The organism is Faecalimicrobium sp. JNUCC 81 (assembly GCF_053667625.1).
On the sequence record NZ_CM132203.1, the window covers coordinates 2,311,436 to 2,330,059 of the forward strand.

An 18,624-nucleotide genomic window follows, 5' to 3' on the forward strand; every position below is an offset into this window, starting at 1 on the left:
TTAATCTGCTCTTTTATTTGGGGTATTAATCGAACATGAATTCGGAACATACTATAGAATATTAATATTTAGGAGGTATTATGAATAAATTAGAAAAATTATTTAAGTTAGATAGAAATTAAAAAATTGACATCCTTAATAATTTATCTATGAATATCTGTTATAGATATTTTATACTAATTTATAGATAGGAGTGATTAGATGAAAACTGCAATTTATCTTAGAAAATCTCGTGCTGATGAAGAAGCCGAGAAAAGGGGAGAATATGAAACTCTCAGCAGGCATCGCTCTGCCCTACTTAAAATAGCTAGAGAGAAAAATTTAAATATAGTTGAAATAAAAGAAGAACTTGTATCTGGAGAAAGTATATCTTATAGGCCTAAGATGATGGAATTGCTAGAAGAAGTAAAACAAGGTATGTATGATGCTGTTTTAGTTATGGATATAGATAGACTTGGCAGAGGTAATATGCAGGATCAAGGTCTTATACTAGATACATTTAAGAAATCTAAAACTAAAATTATAACACCTCGCAAGATTTATGATTTATCTAATGAATTCGATGAAGAATACTCTGAATTTGAAGCATTTATGGCTCGTAAAGAACTTAAACTTATAACGAGAAGGATGCAAAGAGGTCGTATTAAGAGTGTTGAAGAAGGTAAATTTATCGCTTCTAGTGCTCCATACGGTTATAAATTTGAATATATAAACGGAAATAAAGATAGGATTTTAGTAATTGATGAAGAAAAATCAACAGTTGTTAAAATAATATATGATATGTATTTACAAGGAATAGGAGCATATAAAATTTCTAATTATTTAAATGAACTTGGATATAGAACTACTACTGGTCGTACTTGGTATGAAAAAGGTATAAGAGATATCATAAAAAATAAAGTTTACTGTGGTTATGTAGTTTGGAACAAAGTTGAAAGAAAAAGAAATTCAAGTCGTAAAACACCAGATAGAGAAGTACACGCTAAAGGAAATCATAAAGCTATAATAAGTGAATCTGATTGGAATAAAGCTCAAAGTATAAGATTAAAAAGGAGTATATCTCCACTTAAAGATAATAAAGTCTTAGCAAATCCTTTGGCTGGATTAGTAAAATGTAAATGTTGTAATCATACTATGACTTGTCAAACATCTTCTTATAAAAATGAAGGTTATGTAAAATTTTTAGTATGCAAGAATTGTTATGAAACTGCTGGAGTTAAATTATATGTACTTGAAGAAGAAATTCTAAATTCACTTAATGAAACTATAGATAACTATAGATTATATATAGATAGTTCAGATATGCAATTAGATAATGAATCTTCTAAGCTAGTTGGATATAATAAACTATTGCATCAACTAGAAAAAGAATCTATTACATTAGTTAATCAAAAGGAAAATCTACATGATCTATTAGAGAAAGGTATTTATGATGTAGATACTTACTTAGATCGTTCTAAAATATTGACTGCTAAAATAGAAAATAATAAGCAAGCTATTGAAAAAGTGAAAATAGATATTGAAGATGAAGAAAATGAGTATATCGATATAGATAAAATTATACCCATGCTAGAAAATGTACTAGAGCTCTACCCTAAGACTGAAAATATAAGTGAAAAAAATAAATTACTTAAAAGTGTAATTGATAATATAATTTACTATAAAGAAAAAGGTAGTAGAAATGCTATCTTTGAAATGGACATTAAATTAAAGAGCGATGTATAATTAGAGGTATCATAAAACTGATAACCAATTTGGGGTAATGGCAGGTGCTTTTGCTGGTGGTGAAGCTGATTTTACAACAGTATTTGAACCAACTGGAACTCAAATGGAAAAAGAAGGTAGTGGACATATAGTAGCTTCAATAGGTAAAGACTCTGGTGAAATACCTTATACTGCTTATTCTACTACTAAGTCATATATGGATAATAATGCTGATTTAATACAAAGATTTACTAACGCATTATATAAAGGTCAACAATGGGTTAAAACTGCTTCTAACGAAGAAATAGCTAGAGCTATGCATCCATTCTTTGAAGATATAGAAATGGATGATCTAATAAAAGTTGTTGATAGATATAAGTCAATAGATGCATGGTCTACTGATCCTCTATTAAAAGAAGATTCTTTAAATGCTTTAATGAATGTTATGAAAGAAGCTAATGAGTTAGATAAAGAACCTCCTTACAGCAGTATAGTTAATACTGAGTTTGCAAATACTGCTATATCTAATAATAAATAGATTCAATAAAAAAATAGAGATATGCTTTAATTAAAACATATCTCTATTTTATATTTTCCCAATTTCTGTCTCTATCTAAGAGTAATACTTCATCTATATCATCAATTGGCCAGTTTATATCTAAAGTTGGATTATTATATGCAATTCCATTTTCAAATTGTGGAAGATAATATTGTGTGTAGTTACAAGTTACTACCGCATAATCAGATAAAACTAAAAAACCATGTGCAAATCCTTTTGGTATATAAAGTTGTCTTTTATTCTCAGACGATAGTGTAACACCTTCCCATTGTAAATAGGTAGGTGAATCTTTTCTTAAATCAACGGCTACATCAAAGACTTCTCCACCTACTACTCTTACTAATTTGTTTTGAGCATGCTTTTCTTGAAATCTAAGACCTCTTAACACTCCCTTTTTAAACTTAACTTCATTAAATTGAACAAACTTCAAATCTATATCTAGGTTAAATGATTTAAAGTCTCTTTCATTATAGGTTTCCATAATATATCCCATTTCATCCCTAAATACATAAGGCTCTTTTATATATAAGTCTTTTATTTTTGTTTCTATAAAATTAAATTTTCCCATAACTACCTCCTTAGTTGTAAAGTTTTCATACTTTAAATATTTGACTATTAAATAATTTATGTAAGTAGTTATATTTTTAGAATAATTTAATTTAATATATCTTAAAGTAGGTCTTCAAAAAGTAAAAATAGAACCTATTTAAATAGATTCTATTTTTTTATTAAATTTTACAGGTTTAAATGCCAAATTGGGTACTTTCCTAATCACATTTTTTATTGTGTTCTTTTTCTTTACTTTCTTTAATAATTGTTTTGCTTGCCCACTACCATTTCTAACTGCTTTTGGTAGCCAATATAAAGATTTTTCTATATCATTTAGATTGTAGTATATAAACCCAAGATTATATTGAGCATCTACATTATTTTTAGATGCAGATTTTTCTAGGTAGTCTATAGCTTTATAATAGTCTTTTTCTACACCTTGGCCATAGTAGTACATAACCCCTATATTACACTTAGATTCTGAATTTCCTTTTTCACAAGATTTTTCAAACCAATAAAAAGCCTTATTATAATTCTGCTCTACCACATACCCATGATAATACATAAGAGCTAAGTTATATTGTGCTTTTGAATGTCCTTGTTCTGAAGCATTTTTAAAGCAATATAAAGCTTTATCGTAGTCTTTTTTTGCTTTTATTCCATCTCTAAATATTTTTCCTAAGCTATATAATACATTGTATATTTTATATTTTTCATTTAGTTCATATTTTAAATCCGTTTCATATACTTTTTGTATAAAATCAAAAGATTTTTCATAATCTTGAAATATCTCATCGTCTCCAAAGTAATATCTCATACCTAATTCAAATAAATCATTTGTATTACTTTTAAAAAATTCATCTATATTTAAATTTTTAACTGTATTTTTCATAAAATCATCCCATCATTTATAATATTTATTTTTATAGTTACTTAACTATATAATATCAAATTTATATTACATTCTACCCCTTAGTTATATTACAATTTTGAAATATTTTAAATATTTATATTAAATAAAGCTAAAATAATATGGTATTTTTATTATTTTCTTAATATTTTGATATATTTCAAGTGCTATGCTATACTATAAATATTAAATTTATAAATATAAGGAGTGTTCATATGAAAGCAAATAGATTTGAAAACGTTATATCAGCGATGAAAAGTGATAATTTAACTCAAATGATAGTTACAGATCCTACATCAATATTTTATTTAACTGGAAAAATGATACATCCAGGTGAAAGGTTTTTAGCCTTGTATATTAATACAAATGGTAGTCATAAATTATTTGTAAATGAATTATTCCCTGTACCTGAAAACCTTGGGGTAGAAAAAGTTTGGTTTAATGATACTCAAAACCCTATAGAGTTACTATCTACTTACATAAATGAAAAAGAAGTAATGGGTATAGATAAATCTTGGCCAGCAAGGTTTTTATTAGCTCTTATGGAATCTTTAAAAGATATAAAGTTTATAAACTCTTCTTATATAATAGACACTTTAAGAATGCAAAAAGATGAAGAAGAAAAAGATTTGATGAGAAAAGCATCAGAGATAAATGATATGGCCATGAATAAACTACAACAAACTCTTTTAAATAACTTAACAGAAAAAGAAATGGCATCAGAATTAGCTAAAATTTATGAAAACCTTGGAGCTGATGGATTTTCTTTCTCTCCGATAGTTGCATATGGAGCTAACGGGGCTGATCCTCATGCTAAATGTGGCAATAATAAATTAAAGCCTGGAGATGCTGTAATATTAGATATTGGCTGCGTAAAAAATAAATATTGTTCTGATATGACAAGAACTGTATTTTATAAAGAAGCACCTAAAAAAGCTAAGGAAGTATTTGAAATAGTACTTGAAGCTAATAAAAGAGCAATATCAATGGTAAAACCAGGTGTAAGGTTTTGTGATATAGATAAAGCAGCAAGAGATTATATAACAGAAAAAGGATATGGTAAGTATTTTACTCATAGAACAGGTCACTCTATAGGACTTGAAACTCATGATATGGGAGATGTATCAGCAGTAAACACTAATGTATTAAAGCCAGGTATGATTTTCTCTGTTGAACCAGGCATATATCTACCAGGTGAATTTGGAGTTAGAATAGAAGATTTAGTATTAGTTACAGAAAATGGACATGAAATACTAAACAAACATACAAAAGAACTAAATATTATAAAATAACAAAAATTCACTTCGCTCATGTCGCCAACGACTGCGTCCGTTGCTCAAATTTAGCTGTTGATATTATAAATCATCCACAAACCAGATATTTTATAATACCTTATTATATAAAAAAGGATTAACTAATTAGTTAATCCTTTTTTATTTTTACCATTTTGCATAGTGATCTTCAAACCAGCAAATATTATTTTCAAACTCAATCTCTTCATTATTTAATTTTACAATACCATTTAATATTCCGATTCTCTGCTTCATATCAGATTTTACAATGTACTTACTAGATATTTTTTCATTTAAATTTATCATATCAAATGCTAAATCAACTTCATCACTATTTATAGATTTTATGCCCCAGTTATTTTCATCTATTTTATTAAATTCTACATCTGAGTTTATCTTTAATATTTTATTATTTATCTTTATACAATTTTCATTAACTCCAGTATTATCTGTCCATTTAGATCCTAAATTTAACCCTATTATTTTATTATCTTTTTCAAATCCACAAGTTAACCAATACCAAGATTTCTCTCTTTCCCAAATCCCTCTTCCATAATCAATAAACATCATAGCTTCATCGATATAGCATTGTTCTTCTCCTATTTGAATATACCCACTAGACTTTAGTGGAAACTGCTTAGAGGTATAGTGAAATAATTTATCACTCCATGGTACTAAAACATTTAAAGATTCATCTTCTATTTCTATACTTGCATCTATATCAATTTCATCCCATTTTAGTATAATATTTAGACTGTTACTGACTCTTATAATATTTGCATACATTTGTTTATTTTGGAAATGAGCATATGAACCTATATTATTGTGTATAATTATACCATTACAAAGTGGTATATAAATGCACTTGTGAATTTCATTATTTTTTCTTATATCATAAAAATCTACATATATTACTCCTACGTAATCTAGCTTTACTAGGGCAAATGTACATATAAACTTTTCATTCATCCACATATAATGATTCCATATTTTTTTTCTAAAAAATCCGGTCTCTATATCGCAATTTTTAAATACATTTCTACTCCATCCTATAGATTCATGATTTATTGTTCCTTCTTTTGAACATATATAGTTTTTACCTTTTAATTCCTCCATACACTCCCCCCTCATTCTTTTATTTAATTTATTATATATGCTTTTAAGCATAAGATATTTCTAAAAAACTCAACATAACAATAATTTTTAACATATAAAAAAATTTTTTCAAAAACTTTAGTTAATATAATATAAAAAAGTAATAAATTGAATATAATAATATTGGTGTCAAATGTTCTTATATTAATATTAGAGGTGTTTATAATGAATATATATCCTAAGTCATTTAGTAAAAAAGATAGCAATAAATTATTAAAATTATTAAATTTTAATAATAGTTTTATTTATGACGATGTTTTACCATATGATGATAGCGATTATTGTAATGATTATGATGATATTATATTAGAAGACGATAATTATTTTGAACATAGCTTTTATCAAGATGATACTTTAAATTATTTTGATTAGTAAAATTCACTTTGCTTAAGCCACTACGTTGGCGCTATGTTTTATATCGCCAATGACTACCTCCGTTGCTGAAGCTTAGCGGTTGGTCTTATAAAATAAAAGCTTCTACATTTACTGTAGAAGTCTTTTTCATTTTTAAATATATTAAGCGTTTTCAAAAGTATATATAGCATCAATCCTTGCTAAATATATAGCTTCTTCCTTACAACCTATATACTTTGCATATTTTTTTATCTTTTCCTTTTCAAGTTCTAAGTCTCCTATGCTAGTTTCTACTAATTCTTTAATATATAAATCCATTAATTTACCTTTATAACCCTTAATATTATAACCTAAAAAGTTTGTTAATCTTTCTATTTCTCCGTTAAAATCTCCATCTTCCCTTATGAAAAATTCATATATATCTTCTCTATAAGGATTTAGGGTTATTACTTGTTCTACTACCCTACATTCATCAGGCTTAGTTATAAATCCATCTTTATAGTTATTAAATAATGCACTAGATTTTTTTATACCTTCTTCATTTATACTTAATCCAACTTTATCAACATTATTTTCTACTAATGCATCAATAATAGCATAATGGATATTAAAGCAGTCATTGTATATATAATCACTTATTTTTTTTATTATAGGTTTTACTCTATAAAACTTTGCATGATTATTTTTTTTATTTTTATTATTAACTAACATTTCTTTATTTAAATTATTAAATAATCTTTCATAATCTAAGTATCTCTTACAATAAATCTCTTTAAAAGTATTTAAATCTATTGTTATAATATCAAAACTAACTATTGTTTCTACTCCCTTTTTAAGAACTTCCTCAATAATATCAGTGCCTATTTTTAAACAATTTTCTGATAAATCTTTAATATTTTTAATGTTAGCTAGACAATTTTCTTCAAAGCTTTTAGATGCGTCATTTGCATATATTTTAAATTTCCTTCTTATTTCATTGTAATTATCCATTTTCTCATCAAATTCTATAATAGCCCCATTTATATCAAACTTACTCACTACATTCCCCCCTAATTTTATCTTTGAATCTTAATACAATCAGCTTAAACTTTACTATATCTATTTAATTTGATTTTTAGTGGTATAATCCTTCTAAATAAGAAATTTGTCTAATACTTTTTTCTATATTAACCCAAATAATCCAAATAAAATCGGAATAATAATAGCAGGCAACAAATTAGCAACCTTTATATTAGTGACTTTTAGCATATTTAGACCTAATCCTATTATTAACAAACTTCCAATAGCTGTCATAGAATTTACGACAGAATCACTTAGTATATTCGACATAAAAGATGAACCTATTGTTATAATTCCTTGATATAAAAATACTGATATAGCTGAAAACATAACTCCTATACCTAATGAAGCTGCAAAAATTATAGATGATATTCCATCTAAAATAGATTTAGCAAATAAAGTTTCATAATTACCAGTTAATCCACTTTGTAAACTTCCTACAATAGCCATAGCTCCTACACAAAATAGTAAACTTGCTGATACAAAACCTTTTGATATAGAAATTTCTCCTTTTTCACTTGAAAACTTTTCTTCTAACTTATCACCTAATTTATTTAATCCTTTATCAAGGTCTATAAATTCTCCTATTAGAGCACCTATTGCCATAGATATTATAGTTATTAAAGTGTTTTCACCTTTAAGTGAACCTGATATTCCAATATATAATACACACAAAGCAATTCCATTCATTATATTAGTGCTTATTTTTTCAGATATATTCCCTTTTATTAAAAGCCCTACTACACATCCTAGCACTATCGCTAGACAATTAACTACTGTTGCAATCATAAATTCCCCCCCTTTATTGTAATTCTTTTAAGTTATATAAATATAATTATAATTTCACTTTATATGATAGTCTATTTAGATTACGCAAATATTATATAAAATTTATTTTTTATCTAATTAATTTAAAGACTTAATATTTTCAATTTAAAATATTAAGTCTTTAAAGAATCATTTATAAATTTTATTGGATTAGCTGAAAAATCTTCAAAAGAATTTTTAGTAAATATTACATCTTTACCTAAAAATCTTTTATATCTGTCTTCTTCTCTTTTCATTGATTCATCTTTTTTCCCCTTATGATAATTAAATACTATAAACTTTAATGGTGTATTTCTATTTGTTTGAATTCTTTTTAGCATATATTTGATATGTATATCTGCATCAGGAAATGAGTATCCACAAAATATAACTAAATCACTTTCTCTTAATGAACTTTCGACTTTGTTCCATATAGTAGATAAAAATACATTATCCATATTTTTAAAATACGTAGGAGGTACTATTATCGGAACTGTTAAACTTCTACATTCTAAGCATTTTACCTCTTCTATTTCGCTTAAAAGTTTCATTATTCCTTCATCATAAGGTGTTAATGTCAAACTACTACATACAGGACAATATAACCAATTTAAAGATCCATGTATTTTATAAAGTTTTACTAAAGGATCTTTTGGAGGTACCCATTTATTTTCTATATTAAAATTTGTAAATCTAACTCCATAGTCAAGCATTATAGGATTTTCTTTTTTATATAGTGATGCTAATGCATTATCTATATGTATATCATAATTAGCACTTATAAATGTTGTATCTGTTAATAAATTTTCTTTAAGTAAATTTTTAGCTAATAGTCTATGATAATTATTACTTCCTTCGCTTTTATGTATTGCTTTAGCCATTAATAAAATTATATATTGTCTTAAAAACCTTATACTATCACTTCTTTTACTTAAATTTTCAAGACCAAAATTTCTAAAACCTTCTCTTCTTTGTTCTGCTAAATCGAGAAGTCCTAATACTTCTTCAAAGGTAGGAAATTCAGCTTTTTCCATGTCATCTTTTATAATATCAATATTAAACATTTGCTTAAAAAATTTATATAATTCCATATTCATGTCGCTTTTAAAATCATCTTGTTTTAATTTTTTAAAATACTCACTAAACAATTCATTTTGAATTGGTAAATTTTCTGCTGCAGATGCTCCTGCTCCTAAAAATATAGAGATTTTCATATAACACCTCCATTTTATACTATATATGTATAATCTACGTATATACTAATTAAGTATGCATTATTTTTAATTTATTTATATGTAAATATATAAAAAGAGACTATAAAATTATAGCCTCTTTTTATATACATTATTTTATAAGTTATCCTTTTAATAATTCATATACTGAAAGTGCATATATTTCAGTAGCTTTCATTAAATCACTTATGATTATATATTCATTAGCTTGATGCTCTGTTTTAGGTTTTCCCGGGAAAACTGATCCAAACGCAACACAGTTATCTAATGCTCTTGCATAAGTAGCTCCTCCTGAAGAAAGTGGTGTTCCATCAAGACATGTTTCTTCTTCAAACACTTTCTTTAAAGTTTTAACTAAGAAATTATCTTCGGCAACATATATTGATGCTAAATAATCATATTCTTCATAGATTAAATTATATTCTTTAGCTTTAGACTCTAAGGCAGAAGTGAATTCTTCTTTTTTATATGTAACAGGTATTCTAACATCAATACCTATACTAGACTTTTCTTTATCTATATTTAATTTTCCTATGTTAAATGTTAGTTTACCAGAAACATCATCCATACAACCTTCTATTATATTATTAGCATTAGCATCTTGTCCTATAATTTTTGCTATAAACTTTATAGCATCATTTTGAATACCTATATTATTAAGTGCAATAGCTAATCTTGCTATAGCATTTATACCAGTATCACTTACAGCAGAGTGAACACTTTTACCTATGACACAAATTTTATCTCCATCTAAAGTGTATTCAAATTTTAATCTATCTAATTCTTTTATTAGCTCTTCATTGTGTTTTCCAGAATATATAGCCTTATCTGGTACAGAGTTAAACGCTTGTCCAAGTGATAATTCTAAATATTCACTACCTTTTCCATTTAAAAATACTTGTAACAATCCTTTTTCAGCATTTATCATTGGGAACTTAGAATCTGGAGTAAATCCGTAGTTTGGTATTTCTTCTTTATTTTCTGAGTATTTATTAATACATCTCCAAAGGTTTTCCTCGTCTGTCCCAAATATAAATCTTACTCTTTTATTAAATTCTACGCCTAAATCCATTAGTGCTTTAACTGCATATATTGCTGCAATAGTTGGCCCTTTATCATCTTGAGTACCTCTACCATATAATTTGTCTCCATCTATAACACCATCATATGGAGGGAATTCCCAACTTTCAAGTTCTCCTACTGGAACTACATCTAAGTGACCAAGTATACCTATTAGTTCTTCTCCTTGACCTATCTCTGCATATCCATAGTATCCATCTTTATAAACAGTTTTAAATCCAAGAAATTCACATAAATCTAGAGTATATCTTAAAGCTTTATCAATATTTTCTCCAAAAGGACAAGTATCTGTAGCTTCATCTATCACACTAGGTATTTTTACACAACCTTTAATAGATGATATTATATCATTTTGTAGAGAATTAACTTTTAATTTTATTTGTTCATTCATATTAAATATCCCCCTTTAAAATCGTCATAAATTTATCTATGCACTTTAAATATACTATATTTTGCTTTAGTTAGTCTATGTTTATTTTTTTAGTAATTTGCAAGCCTTATGATATATTATTAAATATATTTATCGTTTATTATTTATATTCTAAACATTTTTATATTTTTATCAAAACAAAATAAAGTGCTACGTCGGGTAACTACTTTATTTTGTTTTATTGCTAATTTTTAATTTATAAAAAATATTTTTATAAATGTTATTGATAATTATTTTCATTCATGTTATTATTTAATTAATAACAATTATCAATTTCAGGAGGCATAACGTGAATAATAATTGCGTAAAAAACTGTTGCAAAAATAATACAAATTCAGATTATATAAAATGGATATTAGAAGTATTAGGACCAGTAATACTAGGTTCTAAACCATGTGAAATATTAAATATCCCTTTAAAAGATAAAATGAGACTAAATAAACTTAATGATATAGAGAACTTCTTTAGTAACTGTTTTAAAGTAAACTATGAAGTTATAAGTACAACTGATGGAGGTACTAGGATTTTATTTATTAATAAAAAATCTTTATCTAAAGTATTAGATAATAAAAAGTATATAAACTTTTTAAAGTTTATAGGCTATCCATCAAACTACAGTATAGATAATTACATAGATGTTTTAGTAGATAAACTTCATTCTAAAGAATTTCCTCATGAAATAGGTATATTTTTAGGTTATCCTCTTAAAGATGTCGCTGGTTTTATGGGATATGGTAACTATAAGTTCTGTAAAGTTAGATACTGGAAAGTTTATGGAGATCCATCTATATCTGATATGGTATGTGATAGTTTCATAAAGGATAGAAATAAAATGAAGGAAATTTTAGAATTTAATTCTTTAGATGAATTAAAAAAAGTAATTTAATAATGCCTACAAATTTTTTCAATTTAATATATAAAAAAGAACTCTCTTAATCCTACTTAAGAGAGTTCTTTTTATTATCTTGATATAGCTTCAATTTTTCCTGTATGAGGATCAATAATTAATCCATAGACATTTACATCCTTTGGCATTAATGGATGGTTTTGAATAGCGTTTACACTTTCTATTATTGAATCTTCTACAGAATCAAATCCATGTAACCATTTATCAATTTCTATACCACAATTATATACTGTTGATAAAGTGTCCTTAGATATTCCTCTTGATAACATCTTATTTATAAGGCTATTAGTATCTAAATTACTCATACCACATCCATAATGTCCAACAACTATTACATCTTTAGCCTCAAATTCATAAACCGCAACAATTAAACTTCTAATGATACTTCCAAAAGGATGCATTATCGTAGCTCCTGCATTTTTTATTATCTTTGCATCACCATTTTTTATGTTCATTGCCTTTGGTAATAATTCAGTCAACCTTGTATCCATACATGATAAAATCACCATCTTTTTATCTGGATTTTTTGTTGTTTCATATTGTTCATACTCTTTGTTTTCTATAAATTTTTTATTATATAATAAAATTTCATCTAATCTACTTGGTCTCATGACATACCTCATTCATATATTTAAATATATATTACCCAATTATGTATATTTAACTTCAGTTTTGTTATTTTGATTTTTATCTATTTTTAAGTAAGCTTTATTTTTATTAATGTATCTTATATAAAAATATAAGCCTATAATTGTTGATATAGAGCCAAATATTAAGTAGGACCTTGAACCTTGATATACAAAAGTAGTTGCTCCACTACTTTTCTTACCTAATGATCCTAGTAAAATTAAAGTTGACATTAAGTTATTTATAAAATGTAAAAATATAGGTACTAATATATTTTCATATTTTAAGTATAATATGCAAAGTACTATTCCAAATAAAATTGCAAAAAACATAGAATCTTTAGCATGACTTAATCCAAATATTATTGAAGATAGTATTAATCCTATACCTTTATTAGTTTTTTTAGATAATCTTATAAAGATTACTTTTCTATATATTATTTCTTCTAAAATTGGAGCTATCATAACTACCTTTATAGAATTTATTATAATACTACCTGTATATAATATTTCTTTTGAAGATGAAGTATTTAATATTTTATTTGTAAAGCTGGCATTTATTAATATAAGTATTCCAACTAGCAAATATTCAATTCCTAGATTTATTACTAGTGAGTTTAAATATCTTCCACCTATTTCTTTTAAATTTACTTTACTTTTAAAATCTGTGTACATGTACTTTAAATGATCTTTTGATTGTATTATATTTATTGATAAAATAAAAATCATCAATATTCCCAGTGCTAAAATATAAATATCTTTATCAAGATGTATACCAATTAAAAATGTAATCAGTAAATATAATCCCAATATTATTGCAGAAGATAATATTATTACACCTATTACATCCCTTATTCTAACTTCTTTTTTGATAACCACTAGATTTCTCCTTTTTAATACATTAATTTACTTAATTTTCTAATATTATTATATCATAACGGATGCAATAATTTTCACAGATTCATATTATAAGTTAGTGTAAATCCTTTTTATTTTGTTAAATTTTTAGGCTCCCAAAATTGCGCATAAAAATAAAGGAGTACATGAAGTAACTCCTTTATTTTTATATATCTTTTATTGTTTATTTAACTTTTCAATATAGTGACAATTCACTTCAACATGATTTAAAAAAATCAACAATCTCTCGTAAAGAGGATGAGATTCTTCTCCATATTTAAATTCTAAACCTTCACCAATTTCCTTAATTGTTTTTTTACCATCAATCTGTAAAAATACACAACTACCATATTTATCTAATGTAGTTTTCTTATACATTGGAATTTTAAATTTCAATTTTCTGAAAAAATTTTGTATTTTATGGTCTTGTTTTTCAGCTACAGTTACTAATCCTTCTTTATCTACTTCGTATTCAATGTTATCAGATACTTTAAATACAATATCTAAAACTTCATTATTATTCATTATGCTTTACCTTAGATAAAATAATAGGTAATATTGAAAGTATACATAAAACTACTAATAAAGCTACTGCCATTCCATTACCCGCTGCAAATCCACTAGGTGAACCTACTTTTACAATTCCTGTTACTTGTAAGATTATACCTATTAGACCTATTATAGAACCACCAGCAACAAGACCAGAAGATAAACTTATACCATTTGAAATTTTAACTTCTTTTTCTTTTTCAGATTTAGCCATTTTTTCAACAAGTACACGTATTAATGCTCCAACTAAAATTATAGAAGTTGTTGCAATTGGTAAATAGAATCCTATAGCTACAGTCATAATTGGTAATCCTAGTAAATATAAAACAATTGCCATAAATACACCAACAATAATCATAACCCAAGGTAATTTACCTGACATAATACCAGAAGTTAATGTTGACATTAAGTTTGCTTGTGGTAGTGCAAATTGAGCACCATCACCAGTAACTTTAAGTTGTTCAGCAAGTAATAATATAGTACCTACAACAACTATTACTCCTACTATACCAGCAAGTGTAAAATAACGTTGCATTTCATTTTTACTACCACCTATAATATAAGTTACCTTTTGTGATTGACTGTATCCACCAGCCATAGCAATCGCTACAACTATAAATGTACCAAATAAAAGAAGTGATTTATTATCTACTTCACTAGTCCATCCCATTGAAACAAATATTAATGTTACTATAACTAAAGATGCAATTGTCATACCAGATACTGGAAGGTTTGATGTTCCTATTGTACCTGTTAGGCGTCCTGCTACTATAACAAATAATAAAGATAATAAAAGAGATATAATAGCTCCAATAATTGCCATTATAGCATTACCTGAAATCATAAATGCTGCTACAAATCCAACTACTACTCCACCTAATAAAATTAACATTTCAATAGATGAACCATCATTTTTAGAACCTGATTTTGCTTTAAGAGTTTCTTTAACAGAAGCTATAATTGTTGGTATAAGTTTAACAGCACCTATAATACCACCACAAAGCATCATACCAGCACCTATGTATTTTACATAGTTACCAGCAATTGCTCCAACTTCCATTTGATTCATGCTCATTGAAGGGTCATTCCAAACTTTAGCACCTTCACCGGCAAGGTCAGTAAAGTATCCTATTAAAGGTGTAATACCAAAACTTGATAATATAGAACCTGCAAACATCGTTAAAGCTACTTCAAGACCTACTATAAATCCAATCCCTAAAAGAAGAGGATTTACTTCCACTTCAAACTTCCATTTGTAGAATTTACTTCCTACAAAACTAATTACGTTGTTTGCTACATTAAAAAATGATCCTGTTAATAAAGTAATGACTCCACCAATACCAAAGCCCATTCCCATGTATTTTATAGCATCTCCACCAGTATCTGAAGCAACAAGTGTCTCAGAAATAGCCATAGATTCTGGGTACATAAGTTTACCATGTTCTTCAACAATTAAGTAGTTGTGAACAAGTGATGCACATCCAATACCAAATAAAACCCCACCAATTCCTACAGCTATACCTTCTAAGAAAGAAATTTGACTACCAATTAAAATAACAGCAGGTAATACAAATATAATACCACTTGCAACTGATTCTCCACCACTTGACATACCTTGAATTAAGTTTTTACCAAGGATACCTTTTTTACGGGCAAATACTCCAATAAATGCTGAACCTATTATAGCACCAGGAATTCCTGCTGCAACTGTAAGACCTGCTTTCATACCAGAATAAGCTGTAGAAGCAGCAAAAACAGCAGCTAAAATAATTCCTATAATTAATACTGCCATATTTCCGCCTGTTTTTGATTTGTCTGTTACGTATGGAACATAGTCTTTTCCATGTATTCCTCCATACGCATCTTTGGATAATTTTTTATTCATTAAAATACCTCCCTTCTTCATTTACTAAAACATATTCAAAAAAATCAGAAAATATATCCATAATAAAATAAAATTAATATAGTAATTAATAAATAGATAATAAAAAATGCAATAAGCTAGTCTAATTAAACTAACTTATTGCATTTTTTATTATTTTATATACTCTAGATTTCTTCTACTTTGTCATTAATTATTTTATATTTATACTCTTCAATTATTCTTTTATCTTCAGTTCTCTTTGTGTAAGTAATAATATCATATCCATTTTCTTTTTCTTGCTTTGTTTCATAGATATACCTAATCCCATTTATAAGAGATTCTTTAGTTCCAATCCAGTCGGGGTATTCCTGTAGTTCTTCCTTTTCTAATAATTTATTACTTGCAGCGATGCTTATTTTTGCTTGCTTTTTATCTACAAAATCTCCTTGAACTTTAGCTTTTCTATTTATACTTTTCAAATAAAGTTTAGTCTGTTTTTCTTGTTGTTCTGTAAGCTTATTTAAATATTCATCTGGATTTAATGCTTTTTTTAATAATTTTTTAGGAAACATTTTTTCTATAGAATCAACATAATACGAACCATTCTGAGGTTCTATTGTTGATATATGGTTATAGTTAGTTCCATTTTTAGAGAATTTCATAACAATAGGCATAGCTCCATATCCTGATGTTGATGTAAATATTTCATTTTCAAATGAATATGCATTTGCACTTGCTATTAAATATACCTTTACTTCTTTGTCATTTTCTTCTTTATCTAATATTACATGCCCTTCAGCTACAAACTCTTCTCCAGGATTTGGTGTAAAAAAATTTTGTATAGCTAATGATATAGCCTTATCTAAACTATCACTACTTAGATTATTAATATCTAACGTACTAATTAGTTCTTTAAAATTTTCTAAAGTATTAGATTTTTCTCTTATATCAATATTAAGTATTTTATTTATATCTTCTCTTTTATACTCTAAAGTATATTCTTCTCTATGGTTTTTAATATTAAAGATAGTGTTGTCTAAATTATCCATCAAAGAAAATAATACTACTGAACTTGAGTATAAATTTTTATCTATTTCTTCTTTGCTTAAATTTTTATTATCAATATCATAAAAGAGTTTTAAACCGTGTGTCTCTTTTTCTGTTATAAGTTCTGTTGATTTGTGATATTTACTTAATGGTAATCTATATACTAATTGTGTTGTATTGCTTATGTCATCTATGTACTTAGTTTTATGTTTATATAAAGCAGTTGAATAGTCTAATTCTAAGGGAGTTACATAATCTAATTCTTGTTTATAAATTGTTAAAAGTATAGCTCCTAATGATAGGATAATAAAGACTCCTATTAATATAAATATATTTTTTTTATATTTAAAAAACTTCATATTTTCTCCTCTTTATATATTAGTTATCTTCATCAAGTAGTTTTTTTAAATCATTTATATCATCCTTTGAAAGCTTTTTTTCTTTTATAAAACTAGATAGCATCATATTAACTGATCCATTGTATAGTTTTTTTAAAAATGATTCATTAGCATAAGTTTTATATTCTTCTTCGCTTATATTTGCTGAATACATATATGATTTTTTATTAGTTTTATCTACATTTATAGCCTCTTTTGATACTAATCTAGTTATTAATGTTTGAATTGTTTTTGGTTTCCAGTCAGTACTTGTAGTTAACAATTCAACAATTTGAGAGCTACTACAACTTCCATTTTCCCAAAGCACTTTCATTACTTCTAATTCTGCATCTGTTATTTGATTCACATTTCTCATCTCCTTTTAAGATTACGTTTGTAAGCTTAATTAAATATTACATTTGTAATCCAGTTTTGTCAATAAAAAAGTAAAGTAGTTTCTACTTTACTTAAAAAATATTATTTAATTATAAATTATACCCTTCGATAAAACTTTTCTTTGCATTAACAACATGCTCTCTAGCTTCTTTCTCTGCTAAAATTTCATCACCTTCTGATATAGCTTCTACTATTCTTATATGTTCTTCTAGTGCTACTTTTCTTCTTTCCATATTATTTAAACTTACTTTTCTTAAGCTTTTTAGATATTCATATATATGTTCTAATTTCTCGATTAATCTCTTATTTTTACTTGCGTGAAGAATTATAGAGTTAAACTCACCATGAGCTTTTATATAGTCTGGATAATCTATATCGCATATATTTCCTTCCATAGTATTTAATATTTCTTTTAATCTTCTTATTTCTACTCTAGATATATTTAAGCATGCAAGTCTTACTGCTAGCCCCTCTAAAACTTCTCTTAAATCATATATCTCCGTAGCATCTTCTATTGAGATACCTTTTACTAAAGTTCCTTTTCTTGGCATATTGATAGCTAACCCCTCTATTTCTAGCTGTCTTAATGCCTCTCTAACTGGAGTTCTACTAACTCCCATACTCGATGCGATTATATTTTCTACTAATCTATCACCTGGTTTTAATTTATTTTCAAAAATAGCACTTCTAAGTTCATACAGTACTATTTCTCTCATTGGTCTTAAATCCGAACTTTCTATTTTACTAAACATTATTTACACCTCAATTACTACTTTTTTATAGCTATCCTTAGATTATACATTAACCTTTTTACATTTATCAATAATAAA

Annotated in this window: 19 protein-coding genes; 5 read left to right on the top strand and 14 right to left on the bottom strand. The window is 26.3% G+C overall.

The window, feature by feature from the left end; all coding sequences use genetic code 11:
- Positions 1 to 201: 201 nt before the first annotated feature.
- Positions 202 to 1,725 carry a recombinase family protein gene (locus JNUCC81_RS11590; protein ID WP_454093615.1) on the top strand — a complete coding sequence of 508 codons (1,524 nt, stop codon included), beginning with the start codon at positions 202 to 204 and terminating at the stop codon, positions 1,723 to 1,725.
- Between the two features lie 37 nt (positions 1,726 to 1,762).
- On the top strand, positions 1,763 to 2,242 hold the full coding sequence (locus tag JNUCC81_RS11595) for an ABC transporter substrate-binding protein (RefSeq protein ID WP_454093616.1): 480 nt from the start codon (positions 1,763 to 1,765) through the stop codon (positions 2,240 to 2,242).
- 43 nt (positions 2,243 to 2,285) lie between these two features.
- On the opposite strand, the gene rfbC is transcribed toward JNUCC81_RS11595, so the two are convergent.
- Both rfbC and JNUCC81_RS11605 read right to left on the bottom strand, forming a co-directional pair.
- Positions 2,286 to 2,831 carry a dTDP-4-dehydrorhamnose 3,5-epimerase gene (rfbC, locus tag JNUCC81_RS11600; protein ID WP_454093617.1) on the bottom strand — a complete coding sequence of 182 codons (546 nt, stop codon included), beginning with the start codon at positions 2,829 to 2,831 and terminating at the stop codon, positions 2,286 to 2,288.
- 138 nt (positions 2,832 to 2,969) lie between these two features.
- Positions 2,970 to 3,704 carry a tetratricopeptide repeat protein gene (locus JNUCC81_RS11605; protein WP_454093618.1) on the bottom strand — a complete coding sequence of 245 codons (735 nt, stop codon included), beginning with the start codon at positions 3,702 to 3,704 and terminating at the stop codon, positions 2,970 to 2,972.
- Positions 3,705 to 3,937: 233 nt separating this feature from the next.
- On the opposite strand from JNUCC81_RS11605, the gene JNUCC81_RS11610 reads away from it, so the two are divergent.
- Positions 3,938 to 5,014 carry a M24 family metallopeptidase gene (locus tag JNUCC81_RS11610; RefSeq protein ID WP_454093619.1) on the top strand — a complete coding sequence of 359 codons (1,077 nt, stop codon included), beginning with the start codon at positions 3,938 to 3,940 and terminating at the stop codon, positions 5,012 to 5,014.
- Between the two features lie 147 nt (positions 5,015 to 5,161).
- Here the strand turns inward: JNUCC81_RS11610 and JNUCC81_RS11615 are convergent, their stop codons facing one another.
- Entirely contained in the window at positions 5,162 to 6,130 is a 969-nt protein-coding gene (locus tag JNUCC81_RS11615; RefSeq protein WP_454093620.1) for a DUF2804 domain-containing protein, read from the bottom strand.
- A 204-nt stretch (positions 6,131 to 6,334) separates the two neighbouring features.
- On the opposite strand from JNUCC81_RS11615, the gene JNUCC81_RS11620 reads away from it, so the two are divergent.
- Entirely contained in the window at positions 6,335 to 6,541 is a 207-nt protein-coding gene (locus JNUCC81_RS11620; RefSeq protein WP_454093621.1) for a hypothetical protein, read from the top strand.
- 144 nt (positions 6,542 to 6,685) lie between these two features.
- Here the strand turns inward: JNUCC81_RS11620 and JNUCC81_RS11625 are convergent, their stop codons facing one another.
- The 4 genes from JNUCC81_RS11625 to JNUCC81_RS11640 all read right to left on the bottom strand — a co-directional run bounded on the left by JNUCC81_RS11625 (position 6,686) and on the right by JNUCC81_RS11640 (position 11,092).
- Positions 6,686 to 7,561: a kinase gene (locus tag JNUCC81_RS11625; RefSeq protein WP_454093622.1), complete on the bottom strand. Its 876-nt coding sequence runs from the start codon at positions 7,559 to 7,561 to the stop codon at positions 6,686 to 6,688.
- Between the two features lie 123 nt (positions 7,562 to 7,684).
- Complete coding sequence (locus JNUCC81_RS11630) at positions 7,685 to 8,371, bottom strand: DUF554 domain-containing protein (protein ID WP_454093623.1); 687 nt, start codon at positions 8,369 to 8,371, stop codon at positions 7,685 to 7,687.
- A gap of 152 nt (positions 8,372 to 8,523) precedes the next feature.
- Complete coding sequence (locus tag JNUCC81_RS11635) at positions 8,524 to 9,603, bottom strand: SIR2 family protein (RefSeq protein WP_454093624.1); 1,080 nt, start codon at positions 9,601 to 9,603, stop codon at positions 8,524 to 8,526.
- Positions 9,604 to 9,745: 142 nt separating this feature from the next.
- Positions 9,746 to 11,092, bottom strand: a complete 1,347-nt coding sequence (locus JNUCC81_RS11640; RefSeq protein WP_454093625.1) for a M20 family metallopeptidase — start codon at positions 11,090 to 11,092, stop codon at positions 9,746 to 9,748.
- 328 nt (positions 11,093 to 11,420) lie between these two features.
- Here JNUCC81_RS11640 and JNUCC81_RS11645 point away from each other — a divergent pair, with 328 nt between their 5' ends.
- Positions 11,421 to 12,017, top strand: a complete 597-nt coding sequence (locus JNUCC81_RS11645) for a DUF3793 family protein (RefSeq protein ID WP_454093626.1) — start codon at positions 11,421 to 11,423, stop codon at positions 12,015 to 12,017.
- A 74-nt stretch (positions 12,018 to 12,091) separates the two neighbouring features.
- Here the strand turns inward: JNUCC81_RS11645 and JNUCC81_RS11650 are convergent, their stop codons facing one another.
- From JNUCC81_RS11650 to JNUCC81_RS11680, 7 genes are all read right to left on the bottom strand, one after another.
- Positions 12,092 to 12,649 carry a beta-class carbonic anhydrase gene (locus JNUCC81_RS11650; protein WP_454093627.1) on the bottom strand — a complete coding sequence of 186 codons (558 nt, stop codon included), beginning with the start codon at positions 12,647 to 12,649 and terminating at the stop codon, positions 12,092 to 12,094.
- Positions 12,650 to 12,688: 39 nt separating this feature from the next.
- Complete coding sequence (locus JNUCC81_RS11655) at positions 12,689 to 13,543, bottom strand: CPBP family intramembrane glutamic endopeptidase (protein ID WP_454093628.1); 855 nt, start codon at positions 13,541 to 13,543, stop codon at positions 12,689 to 12,691.
- 195 nt (positions 13,544 to 13,738) lie between these two features.
- Positions 13,739 to 14,086, bottom strand: coding sequence for a PqqD family peptide modification chaperone (locus tag JNUCC81_RS11660; protein ID WP_454093629.1), 348 nt, complete (start codon positions 14,084 to 14,086; stop codon positions 13,739 to 13,741).
- Positions 14,079 to 15,995: an OPT family oligopeptide transporter gene (locus JNUCC81_RS11665; RefSeq protein WP_454093630.1), complete on the bottom strand. Its 1,917-nt coding sequence runs from the start codon at positions 15,993 to 15,995 to the stop codon at positions 14,079 to 14,081. The genes JNUCC81_RS11660 and JNUCC81_RS11665 overlap by 8 nt, the downstream gene beginning before the upstream one ends.
- A gap of 164 nt (positions 15,996 to 16,159) precedes the next feature.
- On the bottom strand, positions 16,160 to 17,380 hold the full coding sequence (locus tag JNUCC81_RS11670) for a DUF4825 domain-containing protein (RefSeq protein WP_454093631.1): 1,221 nt from the start codon (positions 17,378 to 17,380) through the stop codon (positions 16,160 to 16,162).
- Positions 17,381 to 17,399: 19 nt separating this feature from the next.
- Positions 17,400 to 17,765, bottom strand: a complete 366-nt coding sequence (locus tag JNUCC81_RS11675; RefSeq protein ID WP_454093632.1) for a BlaI/MecI/CopY family transcriptional regulator — start codon at positions 17,763 to 17,765, stop codon at positions 17,400 to 17,402.
- Positions 17,766 to 17,883: 118 nt separating this feature from the next.
- The gene (locus JNUCC81_RS11680; RefSeq protein WP_286184222.1) at positions 17,884 to 18,546 is read right to left on the bottom strand and encodes a GntR family transcriptional regulator; all 663 of its coding nucleotides are present in this window, start codon (positions 18,544 to 18,546) and stop codon (positions 17,884 to 17,886) included.
- Between the last annotated feature and the right edge of the window lie 78 nt (positions 18,547 to 18,624).